General features: G+C 54.2%; 23 protein-coding genes and 1 pseudogene. 9 read left to right on the top strand and 15 right to left on the bottom strand.

Annotation, left to right across the window (positions count from 1 at the left end):
• Positions 1–20 precede the first annotated feature (20 nt).
• The 4 genes and pseudogenes from NST26_RS31820 to NST26_RS34140 all read right to left on the bottom strand — a co-directional run.
• Positions 21–770, bottom strand: coding sequence for an ABC transporter permease (locus NST26_RS31820; protein ID WP_051477816.1), 750 nt, complete (start codon positions 768–770; stop codon positions 21–23).
• A complete protein-coding gene (locus NST26_RS31825; RefSeq protein WP_340957272.1) occupies positions 767–1693 on the bottom strand; it encodes an ABC transporter ATP-binding protein in 927 nt (308 codons plus the stop codon). Before NST26_RS31825 ends, NST26_RS31820 begins: the two co-directional genes overlap by 4 nt.
• Before the next feature lie 69 nt (positions 1694–1762).
• Positions 1763–2233 (bottom strand): hypothetical protein, encoded by a 471-nt coding sequence (locus tag NST26_RS31830; RefSeq protein ID WP_340957271.1) that lies wholly within the window; start codon positions 2231–2233, stop codon positions 1763–1765.
• 9 nt (positions 2234–2242) lie between these two features.
• Positions 2243–2434 (bottom strand): annotated as a pseudogene (locus tag NST26_RS34140) (TetR/AcrR family transcriptional regulator); the annotation flags it as partial.
• Positions 2435–2612: 178 nt separating this feature from the next.
• On the opposite strand from NST26_RS34140, the gene NST26_RS31835 reads away from it, so the two are divergent.
• Positions 2613–3647, top strand: a complete 1035-nt coding sequence (locus tag NST26_RS31835) for a C40 family peptidase (protein ID WP_340957270.1) — start codon at positions 2613–2615, stop codon at positions 3645–3647.
• Positions 3648–3712: 65 nt separating this feature from the next.
• On the opposite strand, the gene NST26_RS31840 is transcribed toward NST26_RS31835, so the two are convergent.
• Complete coding sequence (locus tag NST26_RS31840) at positions 3713–4054, bottom strand: zinc ribbon domain-containing protein YjdM (protein ID WP_036722800.1); 342 nt, start codon at positions 4052–4054, stop codon at positions 3713–3715.
• Positions 4055–4268: 214 nt separating this feature from the next.
• On the opposite strand from NST26_RS31840, the gene NST26_RS31845 reads away from it, so the two are divergent.
• Positions 4269–5237 carry a catalase family peroxidase gene (locus NST26_RS31845; protein ID WP_340957268.1) on the top strand — a complete coding sequence of 323 codons (969 nt, stop codon included), beginning with the start codon at positions 4269–4271 and terminating at the stop codon, positions 5235–5237.
• A gap of 131 nt (positions 5238–5368) precedes the next feature.
• The gene (locus NST26_RS31850) at positions 5369–6256 is read left to right on the top strand and encodes a diacylglycerol/lipid kinase family protein (protein ID WP_209868775.1); all 888 of its coding nucleotides are present in this window, start codon (positions 5369–5371) and stop codon (positions 6254–6256) included.
• 63 nt (positions 6257–6319) lie between these two features.
• On the opposite strand, the gene NST26_RS31855 is transcribed toward NST26_RS31850, so the two are convergent.
• The 3 genes from NST26_RS31855 to NST26_RS31865 form a co-directional block, all read right to left on the bottom strand.
• Positions 6320–7195, bottom strand: coding sequence for a phosphotransferase family protein (locus NST26_RS31855; protein ID WP_036722806.1), 876 nt, complete (start codon positions 7193–7195; stop codon positions 6320–6322).
• A 314-nt stretch (positions 7196–7509) separates the two neighbouring features.
• Positions 7510–7992: a DinB family protein gene (locus NST26_RS31860; RefSeq protein WP_340957266.1), complete on the bottom strand. Its 483-nt coding sequence runs from the start codon at positions 7990–7992 to the stop codon at positions 7510–7512.
• 107 nt (positions 7993–8099) lie between these two features.
• Positions 8100–8645, bottom strand: coding sequence for a hypothetical protein (locus NST26_RS31865; protein WP_036691837.1), 546 nt, complete (start codon positions 8643–8645; stop codon positions 8100–8102).
• Between the two features lie 119 nt (positions 8646–8764).
• On the opposite strand from NST26_RS31865, the gene NST26_RS31870 reads away from it, so the two are divergent.
• Entirely contained in the window at positions 8765–9679 is a 915-nt protein-coding gene (locus tag NST26_RS31870) for a phosphatidate cytidylyltransferase (RefSeq protein WP_209868781.1), read from the top strand.
• Positions 9680–10086: 407 nt separating this feature from the next.
• Here NST26_RS31870 and NST26_RS31875 read toward each other — a convergent pair whose 3' ends face one another.
• Genes NST26_RS31875 through NST26_RS31885 form a run of 3 tightly spaced genes read right to left on the bottom strand, consistent with a single transcriptional unit; the run spans position 10087 to position 13747 of the window.
• On the bottom strand, positions 10087–12300 hold the full coding sequence (locus NST26_RS31875; RefSeq protein ID WP_340957260.1) for a carbohydrate-binding domain-containing protein: 2214 nt from the start codon (positions 12298–12300) through the stop codon (positions 10087–10089).
• A gap of 27 nt (positions 12301–12327) precedes the next feature.
• Complete coding sequence (locus NST26_RS31880; protein ID WP_036722815.1) at positions 12328–13011, bottom strand: DUF4956 domain-containing protein; 684 nt, start codon at positions 13009–13011, stop codon at positions 12328–12330.
• Complete coding sequence (locus NST26_RS31885) at positions 13004–13747, bottom strand: polyphosphate polymerase domain-containing protein (protein ID WP_036722816.1); 744 nt, start codon at positions 13745–13747, stop codon at positions 13004–13006. The genes NST26_RS31880 and NST26_RS31885 overlap by 8 nt, the downstream gene beginning before the upstream one ends.
• A gap of 166 nt (positions 13748–13913) precedes the next feature.
• Between NST26_RS31885 and NST26_RS31890 the strand changes: the two genes are divergently transcribed.
• Together NST26_RS31890 and NST26_RS31895 are read left to right on the top strand one after the other, a co-directional pair.
• Positions 13914–14591: a response regulator transcription factor gene (locus NST26_RS31890; RefSeq protein ID WP_036722818.1), complete on the top strand. Its 678-nt coding sequence runs from the start codon at positions 13914–13916 to the stop codon at positions 14589–14591.
• Positions 14591–15874, top strand: coding sequence for a sensor histidine kinase (locus NST26_RS31895; RefSeq protein ID WP_340957256.1), 1284 nt, complete (start codon positions 14591–14593; stop codon positions 15872–15874). The genes NST26_RS31890 and NST26_RS31895 overlap by 1 nt, the downstream gene beginning before the upstream one ends.
• A 62-nt stretch (positions 15875–15936) precedes the next feature.
• Here NST26_RS31895 and NST26_RS31900 read toward each other — a convergent pair whose 3' ends face one another.
• Positions 15937–16155, bottom strand: coding sequence for a hypothetical protein (locus NST26_RS31900; protein ID WP_340957255.1), 219 nt, complete (start codon positions 16153–16155; stop codon positions 15937–15939).
• Between the two features lie 71 nt (positions 16156–16226).
• The gene (locus NST26_RS31905; protein WP_340957253.1) at positions 16227–17492 is read right to left on the bottom strand and encodes a YncE family protein; all 1266 of its coding nucleotides are present in this window, start codon (positions 17490–17492) and stop codon (positions 16227–16229) included.
• Positions 17493–17638: 146 nt separating this feature from the next.
• Here NST26_RS31905 and NST26_RS31910 point away from each other — a divergent pair, with 146 nt between their 5' ends.
• Positions 17639–18286 carry a Vat family streptogramin A O-acetyltransferase gene (locus NST26_RS31910; RefSeq protein ID WP_340957250.1) on the top strand — a complete coding sequence of 216 codons (648 nt, stop codon included), beginning with the start codon at positions 17639–17641 and terminating at the stop codon, positions 18284–18286.
• Between the two features lie 68 nt (positions 18287–18354).
• Here NST26_RS31910 and NST26_RS31915 read toward each other — a convergent pair whose 3' ends face one another.
• Positions 18355–19422 carry a polysaccharide deacetylase family protein gene (locus NST26_RS31915; protein WP_340957247.1) on the bottom strand — a complete coding sequence of 356 codons (1068 nt, stop codon included), beginning with the start codon at positions 19420–19422 and terminating at the stop codon, positions 18355–18357.
• 539 nt (positions 19423–19961) lie between these two features.
• On the opposite strand from NST26_RS31915, the gene NST26_RS31920 reads away from it, so the two are divergent.
• The gene (locus tag NST26_RS31920) at positions 19962–21617 is read left to right on the top strand and encodes a cellulase family glycosylhydrolase (protein WP_340957245.1); all 1656 of its coding nucleotides are present in this window, start codon (positions 19962–19964) and stop codon (positions 21615–21617) included.
• 138 nt (positions 21618–21755) lie between these two features.
• Here the strand turns inward: NST26_RS31920 and NST26_RS31925 are convergent, their stop codons facing one another.
• On the bottom strand, positions 21756–22340 hold the full coding sequence (locus NST26_RS31925; protein ID WP_209868797.1) for a TetR/AcrR family transcriptional regulator: 585 nt from the start codon (positions 22338–22340) through the stop codon (positions 21756–21758).
• A 219-nt stretch (positions 22341–22559) separates the two neighbouring features.
• On the opposite strand from NST26_RS31925, the gene NST26_RS31930 reads away from it, so the two are divergent.
• Positions 22560–23669, top strand: coding sequence for an NADH:flavin oxidoreductase (locus NST26_RS31930; RefSeq protein ID WP_340957242.1), 1110 nt, complete (start codon positions 22560–22562; stop codon positions 23667–23669).
• The last annotated feature ends 53 nt before the right edge of the window (positions 23670–23722 follow it).

Raw genomic sequence — 23722 nt, forward strand, 5'->3', positions numbered from 1 at the left:
ACTCTGCAATTCCACCCGACTTAGGTCTGGTCGGCATACCTCCACCAGACAAGCGTGCCTATGAGGCCAACAGCGCCGGTGAGAAACGGAAGCAAACGGCTAACCAGCTCCAGATGTGCGCTCTCCTCTCCTGAGGCACCGCTGAGCAGTCCGGGAATGGCCCACGGAATATACTCTACAATGCCCAGCGCCCCGCCGAACTGAGCGATCACAATGGTAAGCAGGACGATGCCCAGGGGATACAGGAAACCGCGCCCGATACAAGCCATCCACGCTACAGGGATGCTCAGAACAACCACCATGAGACAGATCTGTGCGTACCCGCTGAAGCCCTGAACAATGACCTCGAGACTCCATCCGTCCAAGCCAGTAAACCATGCCGTGATGCACCCAGCTATGAACATGAACAAGGATAGAACTTCACATAATAACGTAGAAACAACGATCTTCGCAGCGGCCACCCCATACCGGGATAGCGGCAGGGCCAGCAGATCCTTCACCGTGCGGTCGGAGTATTCCCGGCCGAAGCTCCAGCTGTACACGAACCCGAAGCCGATCAAGCCTCCCATGGAGACGACAATGCCCAGCTCCTTCAGAAACCCTGCCACATTGATCTCACCCTCAAAGGCGCTCTGGGAGCCAATGGTCCCGGAGAACACCAGCCCGATCATTACCGGCACCAGGATGCTGACCACAAGCGATATCACGAACAGCCTGGAACGGCGAAGCTTCAAGACCTCCACCCACAGGGCCGATAGCCATTGATTCATGGTCTCACTCCTCCTTCAGATCCAATGACTCTTAGAAAATAATGCTCCAAATCCTCTTCCTCCACCTGAATCAGCGTAGGCGGCATATCCGCATACACCAGCAGCTTGGAGATGTAATCCGGGTTCGTTACGGCACGTTCCTCCTGAAGCAGCAGTGTGCCCTCTGCATTCTGCTGCACCACATAGCCTGCCTGAGTAAGTCTGCTGCAGGCACTTGCCGGATCGCGGGTCTCTACCCGCAGACTCCTGCAGAGCAAGGGATGAAGATCCTTCACATCCGTCTCTTGCAGCAGCTTCCCTTGATGCACGATGCCGATTCTGCTCGTCAGCCTGGAGACTTCGCCAAGAATATGGCTGGAGATAAAAATCGTCACTCCCTGATCTGCCGCAAGCTCCCGGAGCAGTTCCCGCACCTCCACAATCCCCGCCGGATCCAGCCCGTTCGTCGGCTCATCCAGAATCAGCACCTGCGGATGATGCAGCATGGCCTTGGCGAGGCCCAGCCGCTGCCCGTTACCGAGGGAGAGCGTCCCGGCTTTGCGGTCCCGGTAAGCGGTAAGCTGGAGCCTGCCGATAATACTGTCAATGGCAGAGCGGTCCGGGATACCCCGCAGCCTGCGGATAATCTCCAGGTTCTCACGGACCGTAAGCTCAGGATAGGAGTAGGGAGTTTCGACCATGTACCCTACCTCTGCCCAAAGCTTATGGCTGCCCGCATCGACCCGCCGTCCGAACAGGTAGGCCGACCCGGAATCGGGGCGGATCATGCCCAGGAGCATGCGGATGGTTGTAGTTTTGCCTGCTCCGTTCAGCCCAAGGAATCCGTAGATTTCGCCCGGCTTCACCTCGATCGACAGCTTATCCACAGCATGATGGCTGCCGAAATGCTTGGTTAATCCTTCTGTCTGAATGATTGCGTTCATCATCATCACTCCTATGCCACTTTTAAAACTAACTAGTTGTTTATATTTAGTCCAAAGAAACAGCCGCCCTTACAGTAAAGACGGCTCCATGACGCCATGGATAATAAATTGCACAATCTGCTGTGTGGTCTGTTCTCTAATCTGCGGAGAGTCCGGGCTGCCGAACAAGTGCTCAAACCTTGAAGACAACTGCAGTGTCATAGCAATCACGTTCATGATCAGCATCGGAAAGAGCGCGGGGTCCAGATCCTGACGAAGGATACCGTTCCTCTGGGCGGCCATGGCAAGTTCATGCATCTGAGGATCATCTTCCGGACGATAGGTAATCTGATTCCAGGTCTTCCAGCCCTCCGCAGCTTCCCAGAAGAGGATTCTCAGGTAACTCCGGTGCTCAAGCAGGAAGGAGACGGTCTGACGGGTCCAGTACTCCAAGAAAGTCTTGAATGCGGATGCGTCCTGTAGTACCTGCTCATCCTTCAGCAATTCGCTGATGAACGAGCCTGTGATCTGTTCGCCAGTCTGGTCCGCCCGCTTAACCACTTCCGTATATAGCCCTAGCTTGTCGCCATAATACTGATAGATCAGGCTTTTGTTATACCCGGATGCTTTCGCAATGGCATCGATCCGTGCTGCGGAGTAACCGGATTCGGCAAAAATCTCCTCCGCTGCATCCAGAATAATCGCCCGGGTGCGGGCGGCGTCGTATATTTTGGTGCTGCGTTTGCCCCCTGTTGTGGTTATGGTTTCCGCCTCCTTATTTCTAACTAACTGGTTGGATTATAATCTGTATTCTGGCGGACGTCAAGCGCAACTCCTGCAGCCTTGTCTGATACTCGTTACCAACAATTGGCACAAAACCAATTCAAACCAATCGCGTCTAACTGGAGAGAGTTAAATCTATCCATAAGGTGATGAATCCATGACAACAAGAACGACTATGCTGCTGTCTCTGCTTGGACTGGCCCTGTTATTGCCAGAGCGCGTCCATGCAGATGCAGCCCCTTCACCTCAGCCCATCTCCATCTACCTGGACGGGCAGCAGCTCCAGCCGGAGACTCAGCCGCTCAACATCAGCGGGACTGTACTGGTTCCTATGCGTGGGCTGTTCGAAGCCCAAGGGGCCGAGCTCTCCTGGGACAATGCAAGCAAGACGGTAACTGCCGTCAAAGGCGGCACTGCACTCACCTATACCTTAGGCTCGTCCACAGCTCTGCTGAACGGGAAGACCGCTCAGCTGGCAGTACCGGGACAACTGTCGCAAGGCTACAGTATGATTCCTCTGCGCTTCATTAGTGAAGCACTGGGCAGCCAAGTAACCTGGGAGCCGGCTTCGGGCTCCGTCCTTATCTCCTCGGCATCCGCCTATGAGACCTCGGTCACCTGGGGAGTCAACCTGCGCAGCAACCCGGATGCCGGGAGCAGCACCACTAGCCTGGGCCTGCTGCCCGCCGGAAGCAAGGTTCATGTCATCCGTGAGGTTGATGCCCTCTGGCTGGAGGTGCGGACCGCAGATCATGTGAGAGGATATGTATCTTCCAAGCCGAAATTCACGGATTACAGAAGCCCTTCCCTGCTGCAGAAGCAAGGGGAAGCCCTGATTGCCTCAGGTAAAAAATACCTGAATACCCCTTATGAATTCGGCGCTTCTCCTGACCAGACAGATACGTTCGACTGTTCTTCTTTTGTGAAGCGTGTATTCGGGGATACGCTTGGGATTGAGCTCCCCCGCGTCTCTTATGATCAGGCACAGGAAGGCCGGAAGGTTGGCGTGGGCGAGCTACGCACCGGAGATCTGCTGTTCTTCACCGCCAGGGGTCTCGACATCGGACATGTAGCCATCTATGCCGGAAATAACCGGATCCTGCATACCTACTCTAAGGAGCAGGGTGTACATATGGAGGATTTTAGCAGTAAGTGGAAGCAGCGGTTTGTTACCGCGCGGCGGATTCTATAGCGGGGAGAGTTGGCGGACCGGAACCTGCTGCCTGCCGGGCAGCGGACTTCCGGTCCTGCTTCATGCTATGCCTTGCGCACAAACTCCGATTTCAGCTTCATTGCGCCGAACCCGTCGATTTTGCAATCAATATCATGGTCGCCGTCCACCAGCCGGATGTTCTTCACCTTGGTGCCTATCTTCAGAACGGACGAGCTGCCTTTGACCTTGAGATCCTTAATCACCGTTACAGTGTCCCCGTCAGCCAGTACATTTCCGTTAGCATCTTTAATAACCTTCTCTTCCTCGCCGCCTGCACTTCCAGCATCCAAAGACCATTCATGTCCGCATTCCGGACAGACCAGAAGCGCTCCGTCCTCATAGGTGTACACAGAGCTGCACTGCGGGCAATTTGGCAATTCATTCATGATTTCATTTCTCCATTCCTGCTTAAGCATGTTTATAGGGATAAGTCTGTCTAAGTTTAACATATAAATCGATTTCACTCCGCCTCCAGCCTGAATTCAGCCTGGTAACCAAGTGGATGTCTACGAGAAGCGGTTTGGATAAGCAGTGAAAGTGGTAATAATTAGAAAATAGCTTGTATATGTTGTAAATCATCGTGGAGGAGTGAATGAGGACATGAATGAATCGGAATCGGAGCACAGTAGCAGCCATTCTGCCGCAGACACCAGGGAGCATCCAGCGCTTGCCGCCGAGGCAGTAGACGCGATCGAGAACCTGTCCGGTGTCCATCCCGGATACCGCCGCGCCCATGCGGCGGGAGTCTGCTGCCGCGGCTTCTTCCGGCCGAGCGGACTGGGGAAGGAATTCACGGAGGCGGAGCACCTTCAGGAGCAGCAGGTAAATGCCATTATCCGCTTCTCGGGCAGCTCGACTGATCCGGCACTTGCGGACCTGCTATCCCCTGCCAAGGGGATGGCTGTCCAGTTCATCCTCCCGGATGGCGGGGTTACGAATCTGGTTGGAGTGACCGTTCCTGTCTTTTTTGCGCGGACCCCGGAGTCCTTCATCGACATGATACAGATGGCCCACCGGCTGCGGACCGGGACACTTGGACCGATTGAGCTGATGAAGGAAATTGTCAGCCACTTCAGCGAGAGCAAAGACGCTCTGCTCGCGGTGCGGCGGCTCAAGCCGCCTGCCAGCTACGCCGAATGTCATTACCACTGCATACATGCTTATGTGCTGGTGAATGCAGAAGGCAGGCAGCAGCCTGTCCGGTTCGAATGGGTTCCCGAGACGGGCGTGCGCACACTGACGCTGGAAGAGGCTGCGCAGCAGCCGGACCGCTATCTGGAGGATGAGCTGGAGCTGCGCTTCAAGGATGAGCCGGCTATCTTCCAACTGGTCGCTGTTCTTGGAGAGGAAGGCGATGCTACGGATGATCCTACCCGTGCCTGGCCGGAGGACCGCCGCAGAATCGATCTCGGGCGGCTGCATATTTCAGAGATCTACCCCGATCCGACATATCTGCTCATGGACCCTACGATCCTTACAACCGGTATGCTCCTCTCGGATGATCCGATTCTTAAGTTCCGCAGTGCGGCCTACGCCGAATCTTATGGGCGGCGGATCGAAGGAAGATAGCTTCTGCCCTGTGGCAGCTATACACCGGCCCAGCGCCAAAGGGACACTGCGCCCTTTGGCGCTTTTGATTCAAACGCTATACTTAGTTGGTTAATGGATATTAATCCGGTTACAAGAGAGAGGAGTGCAGTATGCAGCAGGCCATGGTCATCATGAACCCGTCGTCCGGCAAGGCAGAGGCGCGGGATTATATTAGAGCAGCGGAAGAGGTACTGCAAGGCGCAGGGTATCAGGTTACCATCCAGGAGACCGCAGGGGAAGGAGATGCAACCGCCTTCTGCCTCCAGGCCTGCGCCGAGTGCTATGATCTGGTGGTTGCCATTGGAGGAGACGGAACGCTCCACGAGACGATGAACGGCCTCACAGATCAGCAGCACCGCCCTACACTTGGCATTGTGCCAATGGGCACCGTCAATGATTTTGCCCGCGCGCTACAGATTCCGCTTGTTCCTGAAGAGGCCATTCAGAGCCTGGCGTCGCCCCGGACCCGAAGAGTCGATATGGGCCGGCTGAATGACCGGCTGTTCGTCAATGTGGTGGCCGCAGGCTCTCTGGCAGGCTCCCTCTCCTCGGTTAGCTCCGAAGACAAGAGCCGGCTCGGGTTCCTTGCTTATCTAAAAGAGGGCATTAAGGAGCTGGCCAGCAATACTGCACATACCCTGACGATTACTCACGACGGTGAGATCTGGGAAGGCTCCTCCCCGCTGTTCATTGCTGCACTGACGAATTCCGTGGGCGGCTTCGAGAAGCTTGCCCCTGCTGCCGCCGTAGATGACGGCCTGCTCCATTGCTTCATCGTCAAGGACTTGCACCTGCTGAATTCCGTTACTGTCAGCATCTCCCTGCTGCTCGGCAATCTGCGGAATCATAAGGATGTCATCTACTTTACAGCCAAGGAGGTCTCCGTCCGCTCCACCGAGCCGGTACAGACGAATGTGGACGGCGAGCAAGGTCCGCCGCTGCCGATCCGCTTAAGCACCATTCCGCGCCACATTCAGGTCGTGGTGCCGGAGGACTGAGCAGCTCGGGCGCCTCAGGTGCTCCAGGCTACAGAATACAGTCATCCGGGAGAAGCCTCTTCCTTAGCTGATTCCGTGCAGCTCTGCGAAGTCCTCACCGAGTGTCCATTCCAGACGTCTGACCCATTCACGCTGCACCTCCTTGGGCGCGATCTGCAGGCGGTGCAGGATATTCCATACCCTGTACAGACTCGCCGCCTTCATCTGCTGCGGCGTGAAGGATAACGGGTTAACAGACAGATAGCCCTGCATGAAGGCAGTATTGAGCAGCACGGATTGTACGGGATAATGGTGCTTCGTGAACCAGCAGACCCAGGCTACATCATTCAGCGGGCTGCCCCATTCCGCCCATTCCCAGTCCAGCACATGCAGCAGATCATCGGCTTCACAGAGCAGATTATGTACTCCGTAATCGCCATGGGTCAGGACCCACGGAAGCTCCCCGGCCTCCGCCGCAGACAGAAAGTGAAGCGACTGTCTGCCGAGAGCGGCGGGAACGAATTCCAGCTTCTGAACCACCTGACTCAGTGCAGACCTGTTGCTGAGCCGGATCTCTGTCTCTTGCGGCTGATAAGGGCGGGAATGAATCTGGGCAGCCAGCAGCTGCCCCATTCTGCTGTAGATCCGCTCGGCTCTTGTCCAGTCCCTGGCATCCAGAACGGACTGGGCGTTCCCGCCCTGCATGCAGTCCATGATGATGATGCGCTTCCCGTCCATCTCTGTCACCTCATGCACCACCGGGGTATCACAGCTTCCCTGCACCAGCCGCATTACATGAACCTCATTGAGCGTATCTTTATTGGACAGATTTGTTATTTTGGCTACAAGCGGCGGCTCGGCCCCCGCCATCAGATAGGTTAGATTCGTATATCCCCCTGTCAGCCGCTCCAGCCGGCAGGCATATCTTGCTTCCAGACCTCTGATGATGTTCTCAATCATGATATGAATCCCTCTCTTTTCCCTTCAGTAGACCCTATGCCAAGTGGAAACGACTTTGCCATCCTTTTAGGGACGGCACCGTTTCAGCGAGAAATAGAAGGATAAGTTATCGTGTGCAACATATAAATCCTTATATTTCAAGAATATCACATGCTCCATTTCATTACAGATTAAGCTATTCTGCACAAGCAGATCTATGCTGCGGCCCTCACTGTACGTATGACAAAGAGACCGGCGGGAGAATCCCGGCCAGTCTGCTTGAGCCATGCCTCATTGCGGTCTCCTGCACAGCCAATGCCTGCCCTGGAAGGGGCTTATGCTTGTGGTCTGGCCGGGACGTACAGCTTGTGGATCAACACCATTTGACCTATATGATAGGCATTATGACTTGCCGCATTGCTGATGATCTCCCACCATGCAGCCGGTACCGGGAACCCGTTCACCTGCTCCTCCAGCCCTTCCTCAGACAGCAGGCTCTGCCAGTTCAAGAGCGTCTGCAACAGCCTTCCGCGCAGCTCACTGAACGTAATATCTGCCGGAAGCCTGAAGCTGAGGTTATTATCCTTAACCGGAGGCACAGCGTCCATATGCCCCTCGCGGTACCGGCTCTGCCAGGCTTCATTCCAGTACAGCAAATGCTGGGTAAGCTCAGCTATGCTGCTGACTCCTTCACCGGGCTTCCAGAACGCTTCCTCCTCGGTCACGTTCTCCACAGCCTGCATATAGGGAAGATGCCAGCTGGGGTCGTTGGCCCCGGCCAGCAATTGATTGGCAAGCACATCCTTGGCATGAACCATTCCTTCACTCTCCTTTTTCAATTAAAATATCATACTCCCAGCGGAATAAGCCAGGTAAGCTTCTTGTATAAATAAAGTCCCCTTCCCTACCGGGAACGAGGACTTCTCTACTGGCTGGAGGGCTTGTATTCGCTCAGCTTGCCGTAATAGACCAGATGCAGCCGGTCGCTCTGCCGGAAGTCATCCGGGGTGACGAGCGCAGGCAGCTTGTTCCACAGCTTAATGCCGGAGCGCTCCAAAATCTCGGCAACGAACTGTGAGCAGAAATAGGAGTTGCTGAACTCCACCGGCTCCTTCAGTGCAATGCCGATGACACCGAGGATATTGTAGAGATACTTCTGGCGGCTGCGGATGAAGACCTGGAGCACCCGCTTCATTTTCTCAACCTCACGGTCAGTGACCTGAAGCTCGTAGATGACGCAGGTCGTCTCCGGGTATTTGCTGTAGGTGCCTGTGCGGATATCCTCCTTCACGAACCCGCCGTTCAGCGGATTGGCCGGATGCTTCCTTCCAAAGCTATATAGCTCTGAGAGCTCCCGGTTAAACGAGATCGACGCATGGTTATACGGCGCTTTGGTATAGCCCTGAATGAGCTTCGTGAACAGCGTTCCCGTATTGGTGAGCATGATGTACACCGATGGATCTGCTGACATTTACAATATTTCCCCTTATCAAGTCGGTTGTTTTGCTTCATAATAAGCTGGACGCTCTGTCTATTTTAGCATAAAATTCCTATATTGAAATGATACCCCGAGACAAGTTGGTGATTGTAATGAACCGTTCTTTATTCACTCTAGTTCTGATCTTTGCAGCTCTATCGGTGATCCATGTGCTGTATCTTGTAGTCAGCAAATTACAGAAGGACAAAGATTATACCGGAATAGGCTTCCGTATCAAAACTTGGTGGGGCATGCTGTTCATCTTCTGCCTGGCTACCCTGTCCAATTCTGTCGTGTCCCTGCTGTCCCTGATGGTCCTGAGCTTCTTCGCCCTCAAGGAATACTTCTCCATGATCCGCACCCGAAAAGCAGACCGCAGGCTGTTCCTCTGGGCTTATCTGTCCATTCCGCTGCAATTCTACTGGATCTACATCGAATGGTACGGGATGTTCATTATCTTCATTCCAGTCTATGTGTTCCTGCTGCTGCCGATTCCCCGGCTGATTAACAAGGGAACACTCGGCTTCCTGCGCGGTGTCAGCGCGGTGCAGTGGGGACTGATGCTGATGGTCTTCGGGCTTAGCCATCTGGCCTATTTCCAGTTCGCCACGCCGGAATACGGCGCAGGGCTGGTTCTCTTCCTGGTGGTGCTGACCCAGCTCAATGATGCCGTGCATTATCTGGCCTCGCTCTACATCGGCAAGCACCGGATCGTCCCGACCGCGAATCCCCATCTGACCTGGGAGGGCTTCATCTGCGCTTTCGCGGTGACGACAGCCGTCTCTTACCTGATCTATTCTCATCTTACACCGCTGAATCCGGCCTTTGGCTATCTCTCCGGTATGCTGATCAGTCTCAGCGGCTTCTTCGGCAGCCTGACAGTCTCCGTCCTGAAGCGGGATCTGCTGATCGGGGACGATGACAAATTCGCTGCCCTTAAGCAAAGCTATCTGAGCCGCGTAGACAGTCTTGCCTACACCGCACCGGTATTCTTCCATGTCATCCGCTACTATTTCGACTTCATGTAGCCGCTGATCGCAATCGTTATCGCCTCCAGACAAGTAGTATGGGATTACCTGCGCGCCAGCACAATGTATGCTGTTTTTCACATACATTTGGTCCATGCACCTGCGTAGTAGCCAAATGTATGCTGTTTTTCGCATACATTGAGCCCATGCACCTGCGTGGTAGCCCAATGTATGCTGTTTTTCACATACATTTGGTCCATGCGCCTGCGTGGTAGGCCAATGTATGCTGTTTTTCACATACATTTGGTCCATGCGCCTGCGTAGTAGCCAAATGTATGCTGTTTTTCGCATACATTGAGGCCACAATTAAAGAGCACTTATCACAACAGAAGTAAATGATAATATCCTAGACAAGTACAAAAACAGAGACTATCCGCTAATGGATAGTCTCTGCTCTGCTGGACCGCTTAATTCGTGCTTGTACCTGCACTGTCTGGAGCTGTAGTACCTGCATCGGCCGGCTTCGTGGTGCCTGCATCGGCCGGCTTCGTAGTACCAGCGTCCGCAGGCGGCGTTCCTCCTGTTCCGCCCGGTTCGCCTCCGGCCCTGTTGCCTCTGCCGCCGCCGAAGCCTCCGCCTCCCGGCCCGCCCATCCCGCTTCCGCCTGTGGTTACACCCGATGCATTCACCCAAGTCACCGTACTGGTGATGTCAAAAGCAACGAATTTGCTGCCCCCGCTGTACGTCCCGCCGGTATACAGTCCATCCGCAGCTGTTCCAGTTGAGCTGCCTCCGGTATAGACGGTATAAGAGCCGTCCGTAAGCTCAGGAGCACTGACCACTACGGTCTGGAAGCTCTTCGCCGGAGCAAAGGTCAGAATGGCATTGCCATCAGCGTCTTCCAGATGAACCATGGTTCCTGCCTGCTGAGTAGCTGCGAACTCCACGCTTACTGAATACTGGCCGGAGTCCTCTCCCGGAGCCTGTGCCATGCCGGAAGCGCCTGCGGCTACCAGGAATCCGCCTGTGATGTTGAAGGCCCCGTCATAATCCAAGGCGCCGTTGCCCGAGTTCTCGGGGCCATTCACAATAACGGTGCCTCCGGTCATAGTCACCGAGCCGTTGGAGTCCAGGCCATCGCCTGCGGCATCTACAATCAAGGTGCCGCCGCTGATGGTCAGCAGGTTGCTGCCGGTGCTGCTGAACGAATCCTGAGCCTGCGTTCCTGCTGCCGTATTAGTATCGTTGCCTCCGGCCACATTGACGCCATCGTCTGTGGCTGTCACATGGATCTCACCGCCGGATATGGTGATGTCCGCCCCTTCTATCCCTTCATAGCTCCGCGTAATATTGACGGTGCCGCCCGATATCGAGACCAGAGCATCGGCGTGAATCCCGTCATCCCCTGTAGAGATCTGGAATTCCCCATCCGTTACAGAGATACTGCTGTTGCTGTGCAGCGCATCATCTGCGGCATCCACTGTGAAGCTTCCGCCGTTCACCGTCAGGTCGCCGCCTGCCTTAATCCCTTTGGCGCTGACGGATTCTGTCTCCGCCGCTGCTGCGGCGTCCGTCTGCGCCGCTGCCGCGGTGCCACTCTCCGCTGCTTGGGGCTGGTCAGCCGCCGGCGCAGCATCCATCGCAGGCGGCGTACCCCCCGCTTCTCCCGGAGCAGGGAAGGCTCCGCCCTCCGGACGCTGACCGAAGCCGCCGCCCATTCCCGGGCCTCCCTGGTCGCCGGTCTTCACTTCGGCATTCACATAGCCGCCGCCAGTCACCAGTGTATACGTCCCGCCGTCGATGACAGCAGCGGTCTCCGCCTGAATCCCGTCATTACCGGCCGTAATGTCGAAGGTCCCGGCGGCAATGGCGATGAAGCCCATGGCGGCATCCTTGTCATTGGTTGATTTGATGCCGTCGCCTTCTGCATGAATTGTAATATTACCTTCCTGTATAGCTACCAGGTCCTTACCAACAATACCGTCATCCGCTGCCTTCACTTCAATGGTGCCGGACATGATTTTCACATCATCCTTGCCGGTGATGCCGTCGTTATAGTTACCGGTTACCGTCAGCTTGCCAGTGCCGTTAATCGTCAGGTCGGCCTTGCTGAAGAGCGCAGCGCTTGGCTCATCCCCAGCTCCGTCTGCGAACACGTACGCAGCTCCATCTGTCACACTGTTATCCGTCCCTTCCTGCAAGGTGATGACTACTTTGCCGGCTTCCTTGATGTAGACCGGAGCATTATCGCTGTCCGTCAGATGAGCGCCATTCAGCACCAGCCTTACGGTCCCTTTGGCCTGCTCATCTACGATAATCTGGCCGTCACTCAGTGTGCCGCTAAGCACATAAGTGCCTGCTTCCGTAATGGTTACTGTGCCTTCTTGCGCTGTGGCGCCTGCACCGTCTACCACAGCAGCAGTGCCAGCCAGAGTTATAGCAGTCGAATCTGCTGCCGTCCAGGCGGTTACAGCATCCTCTTCCTCCCAAGTCACAAGATCCGCCGCCTTCACACTTGCCAGCTGCACAGCGGCAGAGGAACTGCTCTGCACAGCCGTAACTGATGTACCCGCGTTGTTACTTGTATCTGATGGCGTAGCAGCTTTTGCACTGCATGCCGACATGACTGCGGCGCATAGCAGCACCAGTCCTATTTTGCTAGCTGTTAATCTGTTCTTCATCAGTCATCATTCCCTTCCTGTAGCGGATTAGTATTCATTCATGACAGGTGCCATGGTTAGTGAGAGATCGAGGTTCCCGTTACGTGTGCGGATGGCATCCAGCAGCTCCTTCTGGCTCGTCTGCTCATCAATCGTTACTGCGTAGACCAGCTCATACAGGCTGCCCAACTCCGTGGTTCTGATCTTCTTCAGCTCGTAGGCGACATTGAAGGTATTGAAGACCTCTGCGAAGGCCTCCTCATAGCCCAGATTCTCAGGGATCGTTACCTTCAGTGTCTTATGCATCGACTTCTTAAGTCCAAAGCCCGTACGGTTAAGCACAGCCATCAGAGCGCAGAGGATAAGGGTGAAGAAGACCGCGTAACCGAAGGCCCCTACCCCACAGGCCAGCCCGGAGGCCATGGTGAACAGGACAAAAGTGATATCCTTCGGATCGCCGGGGGCGCTGCGGAACCGGATGATCGAGAAGGCGCCCGCCAGGCTGAAGGCCCGGGCCACATTGCTGCCAATGAGCAGAATAATGATAGCAACAATCACCGGCAGCAGAACCATGGTCAGTGTGAAGCTCTGCGAGTATCCTGCGGGGCTCGTCTTCATGTAGGTGAAGCTGATCAGCCCGCCGAGGATAATGGCGATGACGATGGTTAAGGCAGCATTCGTGAACGTTAGTTCCGAAGTAGACTCCGCTACGGCAAAAATCGAATCAAGCATATAGAACACTCTCTCTTTCTGATTGGCTGTTTCGCAGCATCTTTTTATATTCGTTGCCGTATTTGGAGAAGCTGGTGCGGTACATCTGATGCTCCGACAGCATCCTGGCCAGCCAGACCGGTATGGTCTTCTCGGCCTTCACTTCCATCAGCCATTGCTCCGGCTCCAGCAGCTCCTCGCCATAGACGCCGTGCTCCATCTTCAGATCATACCGGCGGCAGCGGATGTTGGTGTCGAAGGTGATGCGCAGGTCCCTGTTATTTTTACAGAACATGGCTTTGCGGTCATAGGACAAATACAGCTTCGGCTCCAGCTCATAGCGGGTCAGCAAGTACTTGATCTCCCCGATCACCTGCTTGTTCATATAGCTCTCGAATTCAGGCTCTCTGCCGCTCTCGATGAATGCATAGGCCTCTTTCAGCGTCAGTGAGGTTCTCCTCTTGTTGACCAGACCCAGCACCTTCTTCTTGATCTCCAGATAGACTCTGGTGTCGCCTTCAGGAATGCCGTAGGCTCTGATGCGGAGCTTCTCCTTGTATTTCGGCTTCGCCAGGCTGCTGCGGATCAGTGAATTCTGAGGGGTGTCGTAGTACAGATTGGTGATAGAATAAAATTCGTGCTGCTTGTTGTAAGCATCGGGCTCCATATATTCCAGCAGTTCGTAATAGAGCTTCAGATAAGATTCGTGGTCGAACAGATACTTGTTCTCGTAGCGGTTGAAGACCTCGATCGCCATAGGGTTCAGATCCTTTCGGGTGAGTATTGGGTGCGCTTGCTTATGAATGTATCTTAGCCCCCGAACCTTTAATGAATCTTAAATGGATTAAGGTTGATTAAAGGTACCCTTGATATAATGGCACCAGCAGCAAGTACATTACTTTAGGAAGAGGATGAGCCATCCCATGAGAATATTAATTGTAGAAGACGAGGTCCATCTGGCGGAGGCCCTAACCCAAATCCTCAAAAAACACAATTATTCGGTAGACGCGGTGCATGACGGCAGAGCCGGTCTCGATTATGCACAGAGCGGGATCTATGACCTGCTGCTGCTGGATATTATGATGCCGGAGCTGGATGGAATCAGCGTGCTGAAGGAGCTGCGCAGGGACGGAGTCTCCACACCGGTCATTATGCTTACCGCAAAAGGAGAGATCACCGATATGGTGACCGGACTCGATCATGGTGCAGACGATTATATCGCCAAGCCGTTCGCTTCGGAGGAGCTGCTGGCCCGTATCCGGGCTGCGCTGCGGCGTAAGGGCGAGGTGATTCCTGACGATGCCCTGAAGTTCGGGGATCTGGAGCTGAATACCGCCAACCCGAAGCTGACGGTGAAGGGCCGGGAGATGAAGCTGAATCTCAAGGAGACGGAGCTGCTGGAGCTGCTGATCCTAAGGAAGCAGGCGGTCACCTCGAAGGAGCAGATCATTGAGAAGCTGTGGGGGTTCGATTCCGATGCGGAACATAACAACGTGGAGGTCTATATTTCTTTTTTGCGTAAAAAGCTGGCCTTCCTGAACTCGGAGGTGCGCATCAGCACGATTAGGGGCGTAGGGTACGTGCTGGAGGGGAGTGCCTGATGTTCAATAAACTCCGAACCCGGTTCCTGATTGTCAATCTGGTCACCATCTCCATCATCATGCTGGTGGCCTTCGCCGCCATCTACATCTTCACGTACCGCAATGTGCAGGGAGACATCTATATGGCGCTCCACCGGATTGCGGACATGCAGCAGCGGGGTCCGGGAGATGGACAAAGTCCGCCTGGGGCAGGAGGCGGCGGGGGCAGAGGGACAATGCCCATGGATCAGGGGCCGATCGACCCTTACCAGCCGGAGCGCTCCGTCTCCTTCACGGTGCAGACCGATGCCAGCGGCAAGATGACCGGCAAAGAATCGAAGTTCACGATGGACGATGACCTCTATAGCGCCGCGTTGAAGGAGGCTCTTAGCCTGGGCAAGGACACCGGCCGGTTCACGATGGACGGTAGCCGCTGGATCTTCATGGTCAAGCCTGCAAGCAGCGGGAAGCAGTTTGTCTTCATGGACATCACGGCCCAGCAGCAGATCCTGACGAACCTGATCTATACCTTCGCGGCTGTCGGCCTGCTGACGCTGGTCATCCTCTATTTCACCAGCCGCTACTTTGCGGGGCGCTCGATTGCGCCGGTGCGGGAGGCTTTTGACAAGCAGAAGCAGTTCATTGCCGACGCCTCCCATGAGCTGAAGACTCCGCTGACGATTATTAACACCAACGCGGATGTACTGCTGGCGAACAGTGAGGATACGATCCGCAATCAGGCAAAATGGCTGCAGTATATCAAGTCCGAAACGGAGCGGATGACCCGGCTGGTAGGCGATTTGCTGTACCTGACGGAGATGGATGACGCCCGGATCGGGAAGCTCCACGGCAGGTTCAACATGAGCGAAGCGGTAGAGAATATTATTCTGACCATGGAGGCCGTTCTCTTCGAGAAGAATATCTCCTTCGACTATGACATCCAGCCGGAGCTTACCGTGCCGGGCAACCCCGAGCAGATCAAGCAGGTGGTGATGATTCTGCTGGATAACGCAGTGAAATATACGAATCCTAAGGGCGCTGTCCATATCTCCCTCCACAAGCAGAACAGCGATGTCCTTCTCTCCGTCTCGAATACAGGGGAAGGCATCGCTGCGGAGCATCTGGCGCGGATTTTTGACCGCTTTTACCGTACGGATACCTCAAGAGCACGCAAGCAGGGCGGATACGGGCTGGGTCTGGCTATCGCCAGGTCCATTGTGGACCAGCATCAAGGAAGGATTTACGTAAAAAGTGTGGTTGGAGCATCTACGACGTTCTATGTACAACTGCCCAGAATGGCGTAAAGTCTATAATTCCATAAACCAGCCACTTCCTTACGGGAAGCGTGCTGATTTATGGACTATCCTTAAAGGTAGGGGTTCCTTGTTAACACCGCTGCCGGCATTGTGCACTCTTCTGCCTCCGCCCCGCTGGTGCGGGCCGGGCCTTCAGCGGCACTGTTGTCTGTCTTCAGCAGTACAATCATGAATTCGCCGATCCCGGGAACGTAGATCCGGGATACAGAATTCTCCTGGTCCATGCCCGACAGCTGTATCATGATATCTTCGGCTGATGTTATTTCCATCCTATGAGTCACCTCGCTCGTTAAGATAATGGCCTCAATTGGCATCGTACTGAATTCCTGTTCCTGGCTTCCTACGGATTGACGCCCACGGAGAACGGACGCGCGCCGACCGGTATGACACTAATCACTGCCTGGGTGACCCCATCAATGACCGATACCGTATTATCGTCCTGATTAGTTATATAGATGCGGTTCGTCAATGGATTAGCGCCCGCGCTGTTGGGATTATTTCCGACCGGAATGGTAGTAATTACCGTATTCGTTAACCCCCCAATCACCGATACATTGTTGTCATCCCGGTTTGGTACATAGATGGCATTGGTAGAGATGTTCACTCCCGGCTCAGCCGGAGTCGTGCCGACAGGCACGTTGGTGATCACCGTATTGGTCGCACCATCAATGACGGATACGGTGTTGCTGGTGAAGTTCGCGACATAAATCCGGTTCGTTAAGGGATCAACAGCCAAACGGAACGGGTTCACCTGCACGGGAATCTGGGTAATAACCGTATTCGTAGCCCCATCAATGACGGTAACAATATCCGAGTTGAATTCAGCTACATAAATAGTATTGGTTAAGGAATTCACACCGATCCCCGTTGGAAAAGGAGAACCGCCGGCGGGAATAATGGTAGTCACCACAGTGTTGGTTAATCCGTCAATGACAGTGACCGTATTATCATTAAAATTCGCAACATAGATGGCATTGGTAGCGGTATTGACCGCGACTCCGCCCGCTCCGTCCCCGGCAGGAACGGTGGCCAGCACCGTATTGGTTAACCCGTCGATAACGGATACGTTGTCACTGTTCAAGTTAGCGACATAAATGCGGTTGGTTAACGGGTTCACGGCAATTCCAGCAGGATTCACCCCTACAGGGATGACTGCGATCACTGCACCTGTAGCACCGTTGATCACAGAAACATCATTGCTGTTGAAATTGGCAACATAGATACGGTTGACGGAGCCTGTGACTCCCCCCTCTTCAGCACCCAGCAGCTCAGCTGAGACAAGACGGTGGGCGGTAACCAGCCGCCCGGCTGAATCCTTGCCCCACACAGAGACTTCCGTCTGCAATTCAGCAAGACCCTCCGTTGTAAAGACAAACTCATAGGCATCCAGATTGGCAAAGTAATTCCTTGTGATCACCTCGTCCGGGGAAACCGTAATAAGCTCGCTTACGTACAACGTTCTGGTGAGGGTCAAGTCGTACCCTTGGATCAGAATCGCAGACGGATTCACCGCATCCCGGTTATCAATCTTGACCGTCACCTGTACCGTAGGCCTTACACCGTTCACTGCATTATTCTCAATAGGCCCTGTTGATAGAATAGCCATTCCAGCCAAGCCTCCCTAGATAAGAGATTTGCAAACTACCAGTCTCTCATAATATATGTAAGAACTGTAGCGCCGCTTGGACTATACTATAGCTAGATTCAAATTATGGCTCGGCTCCCCATTCATGTGAGAAAGGTGTGATCCTATTGCATGCTACAGGACCAAATCCCAATGACATTCATCCGAATCCACAGATCAAGCAGGTCCGTTTCATCAAAAATACGCTGACCCGCTCCAACATCATCGCCGGAGACTTCTCCTACTATGATGATCCTGACGAGTCGGTATTCTTCGAGAGCCGTGTTACCCATCACTATGAGTTCATCGGGGACAAGCTGATGATCGGCAAGTTCTGCGCCATCGCCCGCGGCACCGAATTCATTATGAACGGTGCCAACCACCGGATGGGCTCGGTGACCACCTATCCCTTCAACATTATGGGCGGCGGCTGGGAGCAGGCAACGCCTGAGCTGGCGGACCTGCCCTACAAAGGCGATACTGTCATCGGAAACGATGTCTGGATCGGCCAGAATGCCACCATTATGCCGGGCGTGACGATTGGTGACGGCGCGATCATCGCCGCCAATGCTACTGTCACCAAGGATGTTCCCGCATACCATATTGCCGGGGGCAATCCTGCCCGGATTCTGCGGCAGCGCTTCGATGACGAGCTCATCGCCCTGCTGCTGGAGCTGAAGTGGTGGGACTGGAGTCCCGGGAAGATCACCGCCCATCTGGAGGCGCTGTGCAGCAGTGATCTGGAGCAGATCCGGGCTCTGGCAGGCCGAAGCTGAACTTGAATAAGGGGGTGCCCGTCAGCCATGCGATAGCTGGCTGGGGCACCCCCTTCAATATTGTAGCTTTAGTTAATCTCCAAATAATCAAGATAAGCATCCCAAGTCCCGTCATCGGCGGTAACCACCAGCTCAATCACCTGATTGCCGGTTCCATGGCTGACATTGCTGATCGTATAGACCGCAGGACTGCTTCCGCCATAGTAGAAGGTCCCCTTCGTCACCCCGCCGATCTTGAGGTCCACCCTGGCCATATTGGCGTTATTGGAGGCCCCGCGCAGGGAGAAATTATGGGTGCCGCTGGTGAAATTCTGGGTGTACTTCACGGAATCATTGTTTGCATACAGAGCGACTCCGGTGAACGGGGAACTGATATTCGAGGTGTATTGACCGGCCTTGGTCATGCTCTCCGCCTCTACCTTCGTTACAGCGGGACCAGGACCATTGCCGCCGTCAGGCGCAACCGCCCTGCCCGTGCTTGGCGAGATCATGCCTGAGCATAGGCCGCGGTTCTTGAGATTCTGTGCAATCTGCGGTACTGCCTGGAGTGTGGTCTGGTATTGGTCATGCATCAGGATGACATCCCCATTCTTCATCGTGCCCACAGCGGCCACGATCTGGGCGGTTCCCGCTCCGTTCCAGTCTTGGGAGTCCACGTTCCAGAGTACTTCGGTAAGGCCGTTCTGGGCCTCGATGGACTTGAGAGTCGCGTTAGTCGCCCCGTACGGCGGACGGAACAGCTTCGGAGCTGTGCCGGTAATGGATTGCAGCGTCTGCTGGGTGTTCGTAATCTCCGATGTAATCTGGGAGGTACCCACCTGGGTCAGATTCGCATGCGACCAGGAATGGTTGCCAATCCACATCCCTGCGTTCTTCTGGGCCAGGACGAGCGAAGGATTGTTCTGCGCATTCTGCCCGACATTGAAGAACGTGGCGCGCAGGCCATTCTGCTGCAGAGCATTCAGCAGGTTTGTCGTGTTGCTTGGATTCGGCCCGTCATCATACGTTAGAGCCACGTAGCCGGCCGAGCAATCGGCGGCGAACACCTTCTCCCCGCCCAACGCCAGCGACCCCATAAATAAAGACACGACAAGCGACCCGATAGCTGCCCATTGTATAGCTTTGCTTCTAAACATTCTCCTAATTCCCCTCTCGGCTTGAATAGTTTCCTGACTGTACCCGTTAAGGCTGTAACTGTATGTATACGCTCCGGTGAAGTCAAACGCTTACATTAGTAATTATAACAATTATTCCCTTTTTAAGCTAGATGTGATTCTTGTAATTTGTGCTAAACAATTGGAAAAATGTATCTTAAATTAGCGGTTTGGGAGAGATGTACGGTAATAAGTGGATTTACAACACCTATCACTTACTCTTTTTGCTGCTTTGGGTGAATCGGGAAGATTTAAGTGCTGTTTATCCAATTACTGTTGTAACACAGACCATTCGCTCACCAGCAAGTGTACTTAATCCAACTGCTATCTTCGATCCCCCTAGCCACCTGGCTTATCCCATAAGTGCATTGGTCCGTATAGAGTGACTCCAACAGCCCCCCTCCTGTTTTATTCAAAAATTTTCCATAATTTAGACCCGTCCGGGATGAATAGGTTTTCATTTTACCCGTATGATATAAAGTTCGACTTTATCATGAATCATATTACGAGGAGGAAGATGAATGACCTTTGGTTTCAGGACACTGGGGACAATGCTTTTGGCTTTAACACTGCTTGCAGGTACAGCCGCTATTGCCGGACAGCCGGTGAAGGCTGAGGGGGCAGCGAAGCTTTTTTATCACACCTCGGGCAGCCGGATTGTAGATTCGCAGGGGAACCCGGCCGTGTTCAACGGACTGAACTGGTTTGGCTTCGAGACACCGAACTATTCCCCGCACGGATTATGGTCGCGTTCCATGGATGATGTGCTCGATCAGGTCCGCGCAGAAGGGTACAACTTGATTCGCCTGCCGTTCAGCAGTCAAATGTTCGATCCGGCTTCCCAGGCCAACAGCATTGATTATGCCAAAAACCCGGACCTGGCCGGTCTGACTCCCATCGAAATTATGGATACCTTAATCGAAAAAGCCGGCCAGCGCGGCATTCAAATCTTCCTGGACCGGCATCGTCCCGATTCCGGCGGGCAGTCGACGCTATGGTATACCGCTGCATATCCTGAATCCCGCTGGATCAGTGACTGGGTGATGCTGGCTGCACGATATGCGAATAATCCTACAGTAATCGGTGCGGATCTGCATAATGAGCCTCACGGCACAGCAAGCTGGGGGACCGGTGATCTCAGCACAGACTGGCGGCTCGCGGCCCAGCGGGCTGGGAATGCCATCCTTGCGGTGAATCCGCACTGGCTGATCATCGTCGAAGGGATCGAGCAGAATGTGCAGGGTAACACCAGCAAGTACTGGTGGGGCGGCAACCTTACCGGGGTGCGGAATTATCCGGTAACGCTTACCGTGCCGAATCAAGTGGTGTATTCTCCGCATGATTACGGTCCCGGGGTGGCGGAGCAGCCGTGGTTCAGCGATCCGGCTTTTCCGGCGAACCTGCCTGCTATATGGGATCAGACCTGGGGTTATATCAGCAAAGAGAACATTGCCCCTCTAATCATGGGTGAATTCGGAGGCCGCAGCGTGGACACCCTCTCGGTTGAAGGGAAGTGGCAGAATAAACTAGTCGATTACATCGGCACGAATGATCTCTACTGGACCTACTGGACACTGAACCCCAACAGCGGGGATACCGGCGGTCTGCTGCAGGATGACTGGGCAACCTGGAACCGGCCGAAGCAGCTCATGCTGAACCGGATCATGAAGACAGTCACCTTCCCTCCTATTGAGGAGCCCGGCGGCCCCGGGACAGGACCTGTAACCGCCACTCCGCTCTACCGCAGTGATGAGACCGGCAACAATGTGGGCTCCATCCGGGCAAGTCTTCAGCTGAAGAGCACTTCCACCGTCCCTGTCCCGCTCAGCCAATTCACGATCCGTTACTGGTTCACCCAGGACGGCAGCTCCGCACACACCATGGAGATTGACTACGCCGTCGTCGGCAAAAATAATATCCAGACCACCATCGTCCCGCTCGCGGTTCCGGTCCCGAACGCGGATGCCTACGCCGAAATCTCCTTCAAGGGCGGGGCGGGCAGCCTGGCGGCTTCCGGCTCAACCGGAGAGATCCAGTTCCGTATTCACAAGGATAACTACGCGAATTATAGCCAGGCCAACGATTACTCCTTCCGGCCGCTGCTGACCAGCTTCACGGCCAATGACCGGATCACTGTATACCATAATGGAACGCTCATCTACGGGGTAGAGCCGTAACCAAGCGGAAACGGCTACAAGGCTGTCCCAAAAGCAGGTTTTCTACGGCGGAAGACAGTTCTCTTCATTCTTAAAACCACAAAAAGTGAGCAGAGCAGCGATTCCCCCATTCGGAGGATCGCTGCTCTGCGTTTTTGGTCATTGGGGGCTCATGGGAAATCCGCCCGTGATCAGCGGCATTACCCGCTCAGCCAGTTCGGAGGAAGACTCTGATCTTCCCTCCAGATTCCAGCGGTAGGTTACGCCATATAAGGACCAGCTTAGCAGGGTGGCGGCAGTTGCAAGCGGCTTCGAATCTGTAGCCGCAGCTGATCCGGAGATCAGTTGCAGGATAAGTTTCTCGAGATGGAGCTTAATATTCTCCTCAAGCAAGAGAGCTACAGAATCATATCTTTTGAAACAGCGGTGGCTGTTTTCATGATAATTACATAATGCTACTATCAGCTCTTGAAGCGTCTTCTCGGTCAACGGTCCTTTGGCATCGACTTTATGGAGGACCATATTCGTAAAGGCATCTAACAAAAAGGCTTCGAACAGCGCATATTTATCCTGGAAATGGGCATAAAAGGTGGTCCTGTTAATCGTAGCTGCTTTGGTAATGTCGCCGACGGTTATCGAGTTGAAGTCCATGATATTCAATTGCCGGACGAAGGCATCCAGAATTAATTGACGGGTCCGAATCACCCGCGGGTCGTTCGGATTGGGGGGATGTATGCCAGCCATCCAAGGAGCGCCCCTTTCAGAAGAGATTATAATCCTCTTAATTATAAACATGTGCTCTGTACACAACAAATAGGATCTGCCAATACGACAGTTTTTCCGGCTTTTAGCTTAAGCAACAACTTGGGCAGTTTGTTGGTTGAAGGGAGGATTGGAGCTTGTTACTATTGCATTCATACCCCGCTTTGAGAATAATCATTCAACCTACAGGAGGCGTTAACCATGGCTAAACAACAGGAGCAAATCCATTCACTGGAGACCTTATTTGAACCGTACACGGTTCAACAATTAACTATACCCAACCGGATTGTAATGTCACCGATGGCGCGTGCTTTTTCACCGGAGGGAGTACCGGGTGAGGATATGGCAGCGTATTACCGCCGCCGTGCTGAGAATGGGGTGGGGCTAATCATCACCGTTGGTATGATTGACCATCCGGCAGCAAGCAGTGATCCGGGACTGGCTAATCTCTTTGGTGAGGCCGCTCTGAACGGCTGGCGTGAAGTCGTTAGACAGGTTCATGAGGCCGGCGGTATCATTTTTCCGCAGTTGGCACATATGGGAATGATTCGGCCCATGGGTTCTCAGCCTCATCCGGATGCACCATCAATCGGGCCATCAGGACTCGACATGCAGGGGAACAAGATAAGCGAGCCGATGACAGAAGAAGAAATTGCCGGGGTCATTCAGGCCTATGCCGATGCGGCAGTGAATGCACAGCAAGCTGGCTTCGACGGAATAGAGCTCTCCGGCGGTCACGGCTTGTTGATTGACCAGTTCTTCTGGGAAATAACCAATCAGCGGACGGACCGCTATGGCGGCGATTTCCTGAAGCGTACCCGGTTTGCAGCCGAAGTTATCCAGGCCGTCCGCGCTGTAGTCGGACCGGATTATCCGATTTCCATCCGGTTGTCCCAGTGGAAGATGGCGGATTACATGGCGAAGCTGGTGGATACACCGGAGCAGCTGGAGCAATTCCTGGATGTGCTGGTACAGGCAGGGGTGGATATTTTCCACATCTCGACCCGCAGGTTCTGGGACCCGGAATTCGCGGGCTCGGAGCTGGGTCTCGCCGGATGGGTGAAGAAGCTTACCGGGAAGACAACGATTGCCGTTGGTTCCGTAGGCATGGACAATGCTCCCGCTGAAGGCGGGGAAGCAGACCATCAAGGGATGGAGGAGCTGCTGAAGCGGCTGGACCACCAGGAGTTCGATCTGGTAGCGGTTGGACGCGCACTTCTGGGTGATCCGGCATGGGCGAAGAAAATCCGTGAGGGCAGGCTGGAAGAGATTCAAGCTTTTACTCCAGAGGCGGCGGCCCAATTGTATTGAATCATAGATAATCTCCAAGAACCGCTCGACTACCCTTTCTCTGCCAAATAAAA

It is taken from the genome of Paenibacillus sp. FSL R7-0128, from assembly GCF_038002245.1.
In the GTDB taxonomy this organism is placed as follows: domain Bacteria; phylum Bacillota; class Bacilli; order Paenibacillales; family Paenibacillaceae; genus Paenibacillus_AQ; species Paenibacillus_AQ silagei.

Excerpts from the sequence above, each read along its gene's own strand:
- NST26_RS31870 (WP_209868781.1), top strand. The coding sequence starts at position 8,765 with ATGAACCGTTCTTTATTCACTCTAGTTCTGATCTTTGCAGCTCTATCG.
- NST26_RS31865 (WP_036691837.1), bottom strand. The coding sequence starts at position 8,645 with ATGTCAGCAGATCCATCGGTGTACATCATGCTCACCAATACGGGAACG.
- NST26_RS31855 (WP_036722806.1), bottom strand. The coding sequence starts at position 7,195 with ATGATTGAGAACATCATCAGAGGTCTGGAAGCAAGATATGCCTGCCGG.
- NST26_RS31835 (WP_340957270.1), top strand. The coding sequence starts at position 2,613 with ATGACAACAAGAACGACTATGCTGCTGTCTCTGCTTGGACTGGCCCTG.
- NST26_RS31930 (WP_340957242.1), top strand. The coding sequence starts at position 22,560 with ATGGCTAAACAACAGGAGCAAATCCATTCACTGGAGACCTTATTTGAA.
- NST26_RS31875 (WP_340957260.1), bottom strand. The coding sequence starts at position 12,300 with ATGAAGAACAGATTAACAGCTAGCAAAATAGGACTGGTGCTGCTATGC.
- NST26_RS31850 (WP_209868775.1), top strand. The coding sequence starts at position 5,369 with ATGCAGCAGGCCATGGTCATCATGAACCCGTCGTCCGGCAAGGCAGAG.
- NST26_RS31845 (WP_340957268.1), top strand. The coding sequence starts at position 4,269 with ATGAATGAATCGGAATCGGAGCACAGTAGCAGCCATTCTGCCGCAGAC.
- NST26_RS31900 (WP_340957255.1), bottom strand. The coding sequence starts at position 16,155 with ATGGAAATAACATCAGCCGAAGATATCATGATACAGCTGTCGGGCATG.
- NST26_RS31825 (WP_340957272.1), bottom strand. The coding sequence starts at position 1,693 with ATGAACGCAATCATTCAGACAGAAGGATTAACCAAGCATTTCGGCAGC.
- NST26_RS31890 (WP_036722818.1), top strand. The coding sequence starts at position 13,914 with ATGAGAATATTAATTGTAGAAGACGAGGTCCATCTGGCGGAGGCCCTA.
- NST26_RS31915 (WP_340957247.1), bottom strand. The coding sequence starts at position 19,422 with ATGTTTAGAAGCAAAGCTATACAATGGGCAGCTATCGGGTCGCTTGTC.
- NST26_RS31880 (WP_036722815.1), bottom strand. The coding sequence starts at position 13,011 with ATGCTTGATTCGATTTTTGCCGTAGCGGAGTCTACTTCGGAACTAACG.
- NST26_RS31840 (WP_036722800.1), bottom strand. The coding sequence starts at position 4,054 with ATGAATGAATTGCCAAATTGCCCGCAGTGCAGCTCTGTGTACACCTAT.
- NST26_RS31925 (WP_209868797.1), bottom strand. The coding sequence starts at position 22,340 with ATGGCTGGCATACATCCCCCCAATCCGAACGACCCGCGGGTGATTCGG.
- NST26_RS31920 (WP_340957245.1), top strand. The coding sequence starts at position 19,962 with ATGACCTTTGGTTTCAGGACACTGGGGACAATGCTTTTGGCTTTAACA.
- NST26_RS31820 (WP_051477816.1), bottom strand. The coding sequence starts at position 770 with ATGAATCAATGGCTATCGGCCCTGTGGGTGGAGGTCTTGAAGCTTCGC.
- NST26_RS31860 (WP_340957266.1), bottom strand. The coding sequence starts at position 7,992 with ATGGTTCATGCCAAGGATGTGCTTGCCAATCAATTGCTGGCCGGGGCC.
- NST26_RS31895 (WP_340957256.1), top strand. The coding sequence starts at position 14,591 with ATGTTCAATAAACTCCGAACCCGGTTCCTGATTGTCAATCTGGTCACC.
- NST26_RS31885 (WP_036722816.1), bottom strand. The coding sequence starts at position 13,747 with ATGGCGATCGAGGTCTTCAACCGCTACGAGAACAAGTATCTGTTCGAC.
- NST26_RS31905 (WP_340957253.1), bottom strand. The coding sequence starts at position 17,492 with ATGGCTATTCTATCAACAGGGCCTATTGAGAATAATGCAGTGAACGGT.